Source organism: Corynebacterium sp. HMSC063G05 (genome assembly GCF_001810555.1).
Lineage (GTDB): Bacteria > Actinomycetota > Actinomycetes > Mycobacteriales > Mycobacteriaceae > Corynebacterium > Corynebacterium jeikeium_D.
In genome coordinates, this window is sequence record NZ_KV801855.1 from 18,235 (window position 1) to 29,143 (window position 10,909).

The 10,909-nt window shown below is 61.4% G+C and carries 11 protein-coding genes, 1 tRNA gene, 1 other RNA gene and 1 riboswitch; of the genes, 11 read left to right on the forward strand and 2 right to left on the reverse strand.

The annotated features are described in order from the left end of the window. Window positions 1-54 precede the first annotated feature (54 nt). A complete protein-coding gene (locus HMPREF2751_RS10645; RefSeq protein ID WP_224783815.1) occupies window positions 55-198 on the reverse strand; it encodes a hypothetical protein in 144 nt (47 codons plus the stop codon). Window positions 199-513: 315 nt separating this feature from the next. On the opposite strand from HMPREF2751_RS10645, the gene gluQRS reads away from it, so the two are divergent. After that, a complete protein-coding gene (gene gluQRS / locus HMPREF2751_RS07050) occupies window positions 514-1,458 on the forward strand; it encodes a tRNA glutamyl-Q(34) synthetase GluQRS (RefSeq protein WP_016421857.1) in 945 nt (314 codons plus the stop codon). Between the two features lie 264 nt (window positions 1,459-1,722). Here the strand turns inward: gluQRS and HMPREF2751_RS07060 are convergent, their stop codons facing one another. Further along, window positions 1,723-2,070, reverse strand: a complete 348-nt coding sequence (locus HMPREF2751_RS07060) for a DUF4288 domain-containing protein (RefSeq protein ID WP_016421859.1) — start codon at window positions 2,068-2,070, stop codon at window positions 1,723-1,725. Window positions 2,071-2,212: 142 nt separating this feature from the next. Between HMPREF2751_RS07060 and HMPREF2751_RS07065 the strand changes: the two genes are divergently transcribed. The 10 genes from HMPREF2751_RS07065 (at window position 2,213) to ffs (ending at window position 10,845) form a co-directional block, all read left to right on the forward strand. Then, the gene (locus HMPREF2751_RS07065; RefSeq protein ID WP_070595757.1) at window positions 2,213-2,665 is read left to right on the forward strand and encodes a flavodoxin family protein; all 453 of its coding nucleotides are present in this window, start codon (window positions 2,213-2,215) and stop codon (window positions 2,663-2,665) included. 38 nt (window positions 2,666-2,703) lie between these two features. Next, window positions 2,704-3,972: an Nramp family divalent metal transporter gene (locus HMPREF2751_RS07070; RefSeq protein ID WP_305764414.1), complete on the forward strand. Its 1,269-nt coding sequence runs from the start codon at window positions 2,704-2,706 to the stop codon at window positions 3,970-3,972. A gap of 89 nt (window positions 3,973-4,061) precedes the next feature. Continuing rightward, window positions 4,062-4,182, forward strand: a riboswitch (SAM riboswitch). Between the two features lie 10 nt (window positions 4,183-4,192). Next, window positions 4,193-4,546 carry a hypothetical protein gene (locus HMPREF2751_RS10650; protein ID WP_080969589.1) on the forward strand — a complete coding sequence of 118 codons (354 nt, stop codon included), beginning with the start codon at window positions 4,193-4,195 and terminating at the stop codon, window positions 4,544-4,546. A gap of 80 nt (window positions 4,547-4,626) precedes the next feature. Then, window positions 4,627-6,147 (forward strand): AMP nucleosidase, encoded by a 1,521-nt coding sequence (locus HMPREF2751_RS07080; RefSeq protein WP_070595759.1) that lies wholly within the window; start codon window positions 4,627-4,629, stop codon window positions 6,145-6,147. 120 nt (window positions 6,148-6,267) lie between these two features. After that, entirely contained in the window at window positions 6,268-7,446 is a 1,179-nt protein-coding gene (locus tag HMPREF2751_RS07085) for an HNH endonuclease signature motif containing protein (protein WP_048733216.1), read from the forward strand. A 37-nt stretch (window positions 7,447-7,483) separates the two neighbouring features. Continuing rightward, window positions 7,484-7,693, forward strand: coding sequence for a heavy-metal-associated domain-containing protein (locus HMPREF2751_RS07090; protein ID WP_049172422.1), 210 nt, complete (start codon window positions 7,484-7,486; stop codon window positions 7,691-7,693). A gap of 20 nt (window positions 7,694-7,713) precedes the next feature. Further along, the gene (locus tag HMPREF2751_RS07095; RefSeq protein WP_070595760.1) at window positions 7,714-9,903 is read left to right on the forward strand and encodes a heavy metal translocating P-type ATPase; all 2,190 of its coding nucleotides are present in this window, start codon (window positions 7,714-7,716) and stop codon (window positions 9,901-9,903) included. Window positions 9,904-9,916: 13 nt separating this feature from the next. After that, window positions 9,917-10,264, forward strand: coding sequence for a metal-sensitive transcriptional regulator (locus HMPREF2751_RS07100; protein WP_016421867.1), 348 nt, complete (start codon window positions 9,917-9,919; stop codon window positions 10,262-10,264). Window positions 10,265-10,431: 167 nt separating this feature from the next. After that, window positions 10,432-10,517 (forward strand) — tRNA-Ser (locus HMPREF2751_RS07105). Between the two features lie 233 nt (window positions 10,518-10,750). After that, an RNA gene (gene ffs, locus HMPREF2751_RS07110) (signal recognition particle sRNA small type) lies at window positions 10,751-10,845 on the forward strand. Window positions 10,846-10,909 lie beyond the last annotated feature (64 nt).

Genomic DNA, 10,909 nt, shown 5'->3' on the forward strand with positions numbered 1-10,909 from the left:
TCATCCTCTAACTCCTGTGGGTTTGAGTCCGCAGGAGTTAGAGGATGAGCGGGTTTAATTATTTGTTTTCTTAGCTCCACGCTTACTGCGCATTCCGTTAACAATAAATGTAAAACAGCTTACAATCAGGCTGGCAAGAGCGATTAAGCAGTAGAGCAGCGCGCGATCTGTCTTTGCCGTAATAGCTGCTGTACTCATAACGGCAGTCTGGTTAGCTAGTTTGCTCAATGTGTACATCCCATTTGCGATGCCCAGGAGACAGAGGAGGCTCACGACTAGTCCGATAATGGAAATCGATGCTAGCCAATTTACGCGCAAACGTGATGACATTGTTCTCCTCTAAAAGATCCGCTTACAAAAAGTCACGCATACATTAACCCTTGATTTTATTGAGAGGTCATGAATGCCTTTCGAGTAATAGATGAATTTCCTCCAAGATGATTTGAATTATTCAACCGGAGATCTTTCCCCAAGATTTCAACTATCATCTTGGGGTCTCGCTAACATATTCCTGTGACCAGTTCCCAACGGTTGACTAATTCCACTTTACCCACCGGCCGCTACGCCCCTTCGCCGACCGGTCGGCTGCACCTGGGAAACCTGCGCACCGCGGTTCTCGCCTGGGCGCACGCCCGCGCGCAGGGCGGTCGCTTCATCGTGCGTATCGAAGATATCGACCGCCAGCGCTCCCGCCCCGAGTATGAGGCGCAGCAGCTCGCCGATCTCGAGGCCATCGGCATAGACTGGGATGGCGCCCCGGTCCGCCAGTCAGAACGCTCTGACCTGTATGAATCCGCGCTCGCCGACCTCACGCAACGCGGCCTGACTTATCCCTGCTTCTGCACGCGCCGTGAAATCCTCGCCGCCTCCTCCGCGCCGCATGGCGTGCCAGGGCAGTATCCCGGCACGTGCCGTTCGCTTGACGACGAGCACCTCTCCGCGAAAAAGGCCGAATTTGCGGCGGCGGGGAGAAGGCCGTCGATACGCCTGAAATCGCAGGTGAGTGAGGGGGCCGCGACCGATGAGCTGTATGGCGAGATTGCCGCTCCGATCGATGACTTTGTCCTCCAGCGTGCCGATGGCATGTGGGCCTACAACCTGGCGGTCGTCGTCGATGATGCCGAGCAGGGTGTCACCGAGGTTGTGCGTGGCGATGACCTGATGTCCTCGGCCCCGCGGCAGGCGTACTTAGCCGGATTGCTCGGTCACACCGCACCTTCGTTCGTGCACGTTCCGCTGGTGGTGAACTCTGAAGGGCGGCGACTGTCCAAGCGCGATGGCGACGTGACTCTCGGCGAGGTGTCGGTGGATGCAGCGCAGCGGTGGATTCTGGATTCGCTGAGCGGTGGCGGTGATGCTAGCGATGGCGGCGGGAGCGTAGAGCTCGACTCCATCGCTGACCTCCCGGAAGCCCTGCGTGCGGGTCTGGAAATTCCTCGCGAACAGGTGATTTTCTAGGGGCTGCCGAGAACTACGGCTAGTACATACGTTAGGGGCAAGAGTGCGAATGCAACTAGTGCCGCCACGATTGTCAAACCGTTTGCCCGGGCCTTCAGTGCTGCAAGAAAGCTAACCAGGCCGAATCCGAAGACTCCGACGGCGAGGGGGATTGTCCAGGCATCGGAGAGCGCAGTGCTGACGAAAAACAGTCCAATGTAGCAGGTCAAGGCTAAGAGAAGTGCAGCAACTGCAAAATTGCGGGAGCGGTTCATGATATGGGTCTTAGGATTCCGCTAGAGGATCTTTGCCACCTAATTTCATTTCGAAGCGTTTGTAATCCTCGAGGGATGCGAAGTGGCGAGAATAGATGTCGATGTCTGTATCGACGCGACCGTAAAGAGCGGGGGCGACATCGACGATGTGGCGCAACGTGACAGATCCTCCCGAGTGGGAAGGATCTTCTGGGGCTAATTCATTTTCGTGGGCTAATGCTTCGACCTGCGCGTATGCGGCGCTATCAGAATCGGCAAAGACAATGTATAAGTCCTCACGGAAGAAGCTCTCATTCGCCGAGGTTGAATCTCTTTGCTTTGTTAACTCAAAAACTGCAATTCCGATGTATGGTTCCATCTATTTTTCCGTTCTTCGATTGCCGCCTAGTTCAGTACGAATTTGAGGCTTTCTTACTGGACGCCACGTTTACTCGAATTGATAAACATTGGATTGTTGCTGAAACCTGCGCTTACCCTATCACTGCCGATACCCTCGGGGCATGTCTACTCTTCTAGTCGTCCACCATTCCCCGACCCCGCTCCTGCAGGAAGTCTTAAGCCATGCGCTCGAGGGCGCTAACGACCCCGCGCTAGAGGGCGTGGATGTCAAGGTTGTCGAGGCTCTCGACGCCACCATCGATGACCTGACCAGCGCCGACGCCATCCTGCTCGGTACCTCCGCCAACTTTGGATACATCTCCGGCGCGCTCAAGCACTTCTTCGACACCACCTTCCGGGAGGCGCAGGAAGCCACTAAGGGGCTGCCATTTTCCTACTGGATCCGCGGCGGCTTCGACACCACCGGCGCGGAAAACGCCATGAAAACCATCACGACCGGCTACAAGTGGGAGCTTGCGGCCGAGCCCGTCGTGTTTGTCGGTTCGCTTGACGACGACATCCCCGACCGCCTGGTGAATCTCGGTGGCACCATGGCTGCCCAAATTTTGGGCTGATTGAAGATTTAGTGTCGAGGCCGTGAAATAATGGCCGGGTGAAAGATTCAGGGGCACAAGGGTCGCAAGTGACGTCGTCAAGCGAGAAAAACCGCAAGCCCATGATGAGTCTGCTGGGGCCTGCGTTTGTGGCGGCGATTGCCTACGTGGACCCCGGAAATGTGGCTGCGAACCTGTCTGCGGGCGCGAGCTACGGGTATCTGCTGCTGTGGGTGTTGGTGGTGTCCAACCTTATGGCGATGGTTGTGCAGTATCTGTCGGCGAAGTATGGCCTGGTGACGGGGCGGTCGCTAACTGAGGGCGTTGCCGACCGCTTCGGTTCGAACCGGCCGGGGCGGCTGGCGTACTGGGTGCAGGCCGAGATTGTGGCGGCAGCGACGGATGTGGCGGAAATTATTGGTGGCGCCACCGCGCTGTACCTGCTCTTCGGGACGCCGATGCTGCTCGGTGGTGTCATTGTTGGCGTGGTCTCGCTGGGGCTGTTGCTGCTGCAGGGTGGGCGTTCGCAACGCACTTTTGAGGGCGTGATTGTGGCGTTCCTGCTGGTCATTACGGTGGGGTTCCTGGCCGGGCTGTTTGTCACGGGCCTGAGTCTCGGGGAGATGGCCAGCGGAATTCTGCCGCGTTTCCAAGGCGCGCACACCGTGGTGCTGGCGGCATCCATGCTGGGTGCGACCGTGATGCCGCATGCGGTCTACCTGCACTCCGGGCTGGTGCGCGACCGCGAGTACAAGGTGGAAGATGACTCCTCGCTGCGCCAGCACCTACGGGCCACGCGTATCGATGTCTTCGGTGCCCTCGTGCTGGCTGGGTCGGTGAATATCGGCATGCTGTGTCTCGCGGCCGAAGCACTTCCGGGAGTGGAGGGGACTGACTCCATCGAAGGTGCTCACGCCGCCGTGACCAGCGTGCTTGGTCCCGTGGTGGGCGTGCTCTTCGGTGTTGGGCTGTTGGCCTCCGGGCTGGCGTCGTCCTCTGTCGGTTGCTACGCCGGTGACCTGATTATGCGCGACCTGCTGAAGGTGCGTGTGCCACTGCTGGTGCGCCGCGTAGTCACCATCATTCCGGCGCTGCTCATTATCGCCAGCGGCGTGGAGCCGACGTGGGCGCTGGTGCTCAGCCAGGTGGTGCTGTCGATTGGCATCCCGTTTGCGCTGGTCCCGCTGGTGCGCATGACCTCCTCGCATGCCGAGATGGGCATCTGGGCCAACACCCCACTACTGCGCCGGGTTGCATGGGTTATCTGCGGGCTCATCATCGCGCTCAACGTGGCGCTGGTGGTCCTGGTGCTGATGGGGAAGGGGTAGCTTCCGGGAGTGGCGGGGTGGGGTCTCGTCGTAAAGCGTGCGGGAGATGGTAGACAAAGCTGTCTAGTTGGTGTTAGGGTGGGCGGCACGATCACAAGATATCGACGAGAAATGGCCTTTGACAGCGTCGATAGGCAACCGCCCGATTCGCGGACCCGGTGCCCCAAAGGAAGATCAGCCCCACAGACCGCCTGCGGGGAAGAGCGAATAGGAGCGCCAAATGCACACCTCAATAAGCGACGTCCACATCATCCACCTCAGCCGTCACACCGCTGACCTTCTCGTCGACGGCCGACCCGTCGCCATCCGACTGCAAGAAGTCGACATCGACCCCCACTCCCGGAATCTCGTCCAACTACCCGTCGACCCCGCCTTCTACGCCACCCTCCGCGGCCAACAACGCGCCGACTACCTCAGCGCCCACGTCCGCGACGGCGTGCGCTACGGCCGCATCCTCTGGCACGAGCTTGACGACGGTCGCCACTTCCTCACCATCCCCACCATCGGCGGCTACCACGTGCACCAGGTCTTTGAGGTCCGCCGCAGCCGCGAAGGAGTGTGGAGCCGGCACTGAGCTGCTGGTTTCGTGCGCGTGCCTGGCGTGATGAGCGCGGCGCGGATGCGCGCGGGAACCTCTCCGCCTAGCCTTGGGCTATGCAGGTACGAGACTCCGCAACACCCCCGTTCTGGCCCACCGAAGGCGAAGGCGACTTCTACACCGACGCCGCCGCAGCCGTCGACCGGCTCACCGAAATCCACCGGGCAGGGATGGCCTACCTAGTCGAGCAGTACACCGCCGCCACCGAAGGAAATTCCGGGAGTGGGCCGGTGCGCGCCTACTACCCCGAACTACGCTTCACCGTCCCGGCCGGCAGCGCCGTCGAGGATGTCGACCCCTCCCTGTCACACGGCTTCGTCGACCGTCCGGGAGTGTATGCCACCACCATCACCCGCCCGGTGATGTTCCGCACCTACCTCATCGAGCAAATTACCGACCTGCTCGCCAACCACGGCGGCGAAGTCGAGGTGCGCGTCTCCGACCAGCCCATCCCACTCCGGATGTGCCGCGGATTCGACGCGGCCGCCGAGGAAGCGGCGGGGAGGGAAGGGGCGTCGGCAAGCATGCTGGCGGCAGTGGAGAAGACGTTCACCCCCATCGACTCCGCCAGCATCGACGACACCATCGCCGACGGCGAAGCCGACTACCTGGGCCTGCTCATCAAACCCTTGAGCCTCTTTACCGCCCAGCGCATCGACCTCGCCCTCCAGCGCCTCGAGCACTACACCGGGTCGCACGCCGCAAACATCCAGCGCTTCGTGCTATTTACCAACTACCAGCTGCACACGGACGTGTTCCTCGAATACGCCGCCACCCTCACTCCCGGAAATCCGCACGGGTACACGGCGCTGGCGTGCCCGGGTGGGCAGCGCTACGACATCGGCGCCATCCCCACTCCCGGAGTTTGCCGTCAGCACGCGCACGCCTCGCAGATGCCGGCGTACCACCTGCTCCGCGACGACCAATGCGGCATCACCATCATCGACATCGGCGTCGGCCCCTCGAACGCCAAAACCATCACCGACTGCCTCGCCGTCACGCGCCCGCACTGCTGGATGATGGTCGGACACTGCGCCGGTCTCGACGGTCGCATGCGCATCGGCGACATGATTCTCGCCAACGGCTACGACCGCGCCGACGGAGTCCTCGACAACTACGTGCCCCTGGAAAAACCCATCCCGCCAATTGCGGAAATTCAGCTCGCTGTCACTAACGCGCTCGCCCGCGTCTCCGGACTCACCGGCGACGAACTGAAAAAGCGCCTGCGCACCGGCACCGTGCTGTCGACCTCCGACCGCAACTGGGAGTGGCGCTCCCAGACCGACCTCTACCGAGAGCTGCAGAAATCCACCGCCATCGGCGTCGAAATGGAATCCGCCACCATCGCCGCCAACGGCTACCGCTTCCGCGTGCCCTACGGCGCGTTGCTCAGCGTCTCCGACATGCCGCTGCACGACAAACCCAAACTCCCGAAATCCGCCCGCGAGTTCTACCAATCCTCCAAGGAGGAGCACCTCATGGCCGCCGTGCGCGCGTGCGAGGACATGGCCACCGCTCCCGACACCCTCCACTCCCGGAAGTTGCGTCGGCCGGTGGGAGAGGTTGCGTTCCGGTAGGGCACTTTCGGGAGTGCGTCGTCAAGCCCGTTTGTGCAGATTGTGCATGCTTTACGACGGCTGTGGACAACGCCAAAAAGCGATTGAAGCCGTCCCCTCCCGGACGCTAGCCTTAGCCCCATGACGACATTGGGACTGCTCAGCGCGCTGGCGACACGGGGTATTGACGTGCTCGCCGACCTGCGCGCCGCACTCCCGGAGAAATCCACCGGGCACCGGGAGTTGGCAGCCAGCATCGGCTTCGACCCCTTCCGCCTCAAGCGCCTGCTGCGCTGTGCCGAGCGGCTGTTCGGCACGGTCGAGGGCGATGTGGACGTCGAATCCCGCGACAAGGCCGTCGCGATCGCCCGGGAGCTGAAGCTGTCGCTGGACACGGTCATGCAGATCGACAAGCGCTCCGGGCAGCTCAACAACGTCGAAATCCGGGAGTACTACCGCCTGGACTTCACCCGCGCCGCCGCAGCATACGACTTCGAGGGCCTCGACACCTACATGCGCACCAAGGTCAAGGAGCTCAACCGCACCGACGAGCCGCCGCAGCACCTGCGCGCCCACGTCTCCCGGAATCCGGACATCCGCGGGATGAAGCATCTGCAGGTCACTGGTCCGGCGAACATGATTGACGACCTGGTCGCGCCGCTGACCGTGCGCGCAGCTGAAATCGCCAAAGCGCACGAGGATTACACCCGGGATCGGTGTGTCGGTCAGGCGCTGGCAGAACGCCTGGCACACGGGTCGGAGGGGCCGCTTGACGACGTCGACAAGCTCCGTTACCAGCCCGCGCTCATCGTAACCGCGCAAGACATCGTGGAGTACAGCCCGCGGTTTGCGGCGACCTCCAACGGATCCGTCCTCACTCCCGGACAATTCGTCGAGGCATTGCTCGCGGACACCGGCTGGGTGCTGGTCTACGACGAGCACAACACTCCGACCGACCTACTCCCGATACACAACCCGCGCCTGGCGACGGAGGAACAGCGCATCGCGATGATCCTCGACAACCCCATCTGCGCGTGGCCCGGGTGCCCGCGCCCCGCCCACGCCGGGCAGGCCCATCACCTGGTCGCCAGGAAAAACGGCGGCGCCACGACTATGGAAAACATGGTCATGACCTGCAAAGAACACAACGCCGCCAACGATGACGACAGGCAAGGCCTCAACGGGCACCTCGAGCGTGACGACGGCTCCGGCGCGGTCTACCGCCACCCGCCGTCTCCGCACGCGCCGCCCGAATTCAACCTTGCCTTCCCGACAGCTCTCGCGGGGCGGGCCTACTCGGGCTACCGTCAGCGCGAATAGCTTTACAGATATACCCATAGGGGGTATATATTGGGGTATGGCTAATCAAACTTTTACTGTTACTGGCATGACATGCGGACACTGCGAGGCATCGGTGCGGGAGGAAGTCTCTGAACTCCCGGGAATCACTGATGTCCAGGTTGACCGCTCCCGGAATTTCCTTTCCGTGACCTCGGATGCAGACATTGACACCGCTGCCGTAATCGCAGCAGTGGATGAAGCTGGCTACAAGGCGGTCGCAAACTAAACCCCCAAAGAGGAAAGCGGATGTCTGAGCAGCAACTTTTCACCCTTGATATCCCCGTCGGCGGGATGACGTGTGCGTCGTGCGCAAACCGTATCCAACGCAAGCTGAACAAACTTGATGGCGTTAACGCGAGCGTGAACTATGCGACCGAGAAGGCGCATGTGGAGGCGCCGGCGGACATCAACCCGCAGCAACTGATCGACACAATCGTGGCAGCGGGGTACACCGCTGAGCTTCCGCAGGAGGAGCCCGAACAGGAACCGGGTGCTGCTCCCGAAGGGAAAGACCGGGAGCTGGAAGACCTGCGCAACCGAGTCATCGGCGCTGTCATCCTCACTGCTCCCGTCATCGCAATGTCGATGATTCCTGCCCTCCAGTTCACTAATTGGCAGTGGCTGTGTCTCACGCTCTCGGCGCCGGTCTTTGTGTGGGCCGGCTGGCCGTTCCACCGCGCGACACTGAAGAATCTGCGTCATGGCGAGGTCACCATGGACACGCTGATCACTATGGGGACGACCGCTTCGTTCCTCTGGAGTGTGTGGGCGTTGTTCTTCGGGCGTGCCGGGCTGCCGGGGCTCAAGCACGAGTTCCACTTCACGGTCACTCCTGGTGATGCCGATATGAACATCTACCTCGAGGCGATGGCCGGCATCATCATGTTTGTGCTGATTGGTCGTTACTTCGAGAAGCGCTCCAAGCGCAACGCCGGTCAGGCACTCCGGGAGTTGATGAAGCTTGGCGCCAAGGATGTCTCCGTTCTCGAAAGTTCGGGAGTGGAGAAGCGGCTGCCCGTGGAACAGCTCCGTCCGGGAGTGGTGTTCGTCGTTAGGCCTGGTGAGAAGATCGCGACGGACGGCGTTGTCGTGGAGGGCGCGTCGGCGGTGGATGCGTCGATGCTGACCGGCGAACCGATGCCTGTCGAGGTCGGCCCTGGCGATGAGGTGACGGGAGCGACAATCAATACGTCAGGGCGGCTGCTCGTGCGGGCGACGCGCGTGGGCTCGGAGACGCAGTTGGCGCAGATGGCGGCGATGGTCGAGGCGGCGCAGACGGGTAAGGCGCCGGTGCAGCGGCTGGCGGATCGGGTTTCGGGAGTGTTCGTGCCCGCCGTCATCGTGATCGCCGCGGTCACGCTGGGCGCGTGGTTGTTTACGGGGCACGGCGCGAGTGAGGCGGTCACGGCCGCGGTCGCCGTGCTCATCATCGCGTGCCCGTGTGCGCTTGGCTTAGCGACGCCCACAGCGCTCCTGGTCGGCACGAGTGAAGGTGCCAAGGCTGGTGTGCTGCTGCGTGGCCCGGAGGTGCTGGAGTCGGCGCGGAAGGTCGACACGGTTGTGCTGGATAAGACCGGCACGGTGACTACGGGTGTGATGGAGTTGACGGAGGTCCCTCCCACTCCCGAAAATCTGCTGCCGCTTGCCGCTTCGGTGGAGGCGGCGTCGCATCACCCGATTGCGCAGGCTATTGTGCGTGCGGCGGATCCGGATTCTCTACTCCCGGTTTCGGATTTCCGGGATATTCCGGGAGTGGGGGTTGAAGGCACCGTGGATGGCCACCGCATCGAGGTCGGCCGCACCGGGGAAAATTCCGGGAGTGGGGGGACGGTGGTTGCGGTGCGCCGCGACGGCGAGCTCCTGGGCACGTTGGAGGTGTCGGATTCGGTGAAGCTGACGTCGGCGGCTGCGGTCGCGAAATTCCGGGAGTGGGGGGTGCGGCCGATTCTGCTGACCGGCGACGCCGCCGACCCGGCGTTTCGGGTCGCAGATGAGGTCGGTATTGCTCGCGAGGATGTGATTTCGGGAGTGATGCCGGAGGATAAGGTCGCGACGATTGAGAAGTTGCAGGCTGGCGGCGCGTGTGTGGCGATGGTCGGCGATGGCATCAATGATGCTGCGGCACTTGCGCAGGCGGATTTGGGCATGGCGATGGGCACGGGCACCGATGTGGCGATGGAGGCTGCGGATATCACGCTGGTGCGTGGTGATCTGTTGGCGGCTGCGGATGCGCTGCGGTTGTCACGCCGGACGCTCCGCACGATTCGTTCGAATCTTTTTTGGGCGTTTTTCTACAACGTTTTGGCAATTCCTGTCGCCGCGCTGGGGTTGTTGAATCCGATGTTGGCTGGCGCTGCGATGGCGTTTTCGTCGGTTTTTGTGGTCGGCAACAGTCTGCGTCTGCGCGGTTTTTCTCCGAGTCAACCAGATAGTTAAAAAGGAGTAACTCATGAGTGAGTCTTGTTGTTCGTCGCAATCGCATTCGCTTGACGACGATTCTTGCTGCCATGACACCACTGATCCCGGTTACCTCGCGGAGAAGCGGCGTTATGAGTCCCGTATCCGTCGCATTGAAGGGCAGGTTCGTGGCATTGGTCGGATGATTGAGAACGAAGAGTACTGTATCGATGTTTTGACCCAGATTTCGGCGGTGAATTCGGCGTTGAAGTCGTTGGCGTTAACTCTTCTGGATGCTCACCTTCATCACTGTGTGGTGCATGCGGCTGAGGGCGGCCCGGAGGAGTTGGACGCCAAGCTGGAGGAGGCCTCGGCGGCGATTGCTCGGCTGGCTAAGTAACTCCCGGAAAAATTCCGGGAGTGGGGGGCGAAACAGCATTCGGCAACCGGAGTTGGTTGCTGTTGGTTGCACCGGTTGCGCGGGAGTGTCGCTTAAATGCCTCGTTTTCCCAGGTAGGGGGCGCGTTTTGGGAAAATGGGGTTTGTTGGGTAGTCTTTAACGACGTTGGAGGATTCGACTAGCGGCCTATGTCACACGCCTGGAACGCGTGCGGGAGTCACATCCCTCGTGGGTTCAAATCCCACATCCTCCGCAGAGTGAAGACCCCCGGTTTACGCCGGGGGTTTTCTTGTATTTATGCAGGTGAGTGGATTTGCAGTGTATGCCGGGGGCTGCGGGGAGGCGGGGAACTGTCATGAATGCTGTCACGAAACTGGTGACGAATCCGTGGTGGCAACGCCCTGATTAGTGTGGCAGTTCTTCGCTGAACGGTGCGGCGAGCGCTAGCAGTGTGACTTTTTGCGTGGGCCTGTAGTAGGCTGTCTTCACGGATCCCATGTGGCGTCCATCTCGTGAACTCCCCCAGGGCAGGAATGCAGCAAGGGTCAGCGAGCTCTGACGGGTGCGTGGGGTCCCCTTTTTTTTATCCCCGGCGTTCTTCTGGCACTTATGGGGGTTAAGTAAAGAAAAGTGTGTCTTTTCCGG

Bases quoted from the DNA above. Each gene is read 5' to 3' on its own strand.
- HMPREF2751_RS10645 (WP_224783815.1), bottom strand. From the start codon at position 198: ATGAGTACAGCAGCTATTACGGCAAAGACAGATCGCGCGCTGCTCTAC.
- HMPREF2751_RS07060 (WP_016421859.1), bottom strand. From the start codon at position 2,070: ATGGAACCATACATCGGAATTGCAGTTTTTGAGTTAACAAAGCAAAGA.
- HMPREF2751_RS07065 (WP_070595757.1), top strand. From the start codon at position 2,213: ATGTCTACTCTTCTAGTCGTCCACCATTCCCCGACCCCGCTCCTGCAG.
- HMPREF2751_RS10650 (WP_080969589.1), top strand. From the start codon at position 4,193: ATGCACACCTCAATAAGCGACGTCCACATCATCCACCTCAGCCGTCAC.
- HMPREF2751_RS07080 (WP_070595759.1), top strand. From the start codon at position 4,627: ATGCAGGTACGAGACTCCGCAACACCCCCGTTCTGGCCCACCGAAGGC.
- HMPREF2751_RS07085 (WP_048733216.1), top strand. From the start codon at position 6,268: ATGACGACATTGGGACTGCTCAGCGCGCTGGCGACACGGGGTATTGAC.
- HMPREF2751_RS07090 (WP_049172422.1), top strand. From the start codon at position 7,484: ATGGCTAATCAAACTTTTACTGTTACTGGCATGACATGCGGACACTGC.
- HMPREF2751_RS07095 (WP_070595760.1), top strand. From the start codon at position 7,714: ATGTCTGAGCAGCAACTTTTCACCCTTGATATCCCCGTCGGCGGGATG.
- HMPREF2751_RS07100 (WP_016421867.1), top strand. From the start codon at position 9,917: ATGAGTGAGTCTTGTTGTTCGTCGCAATCGCATTCGCTTGACGACGAT.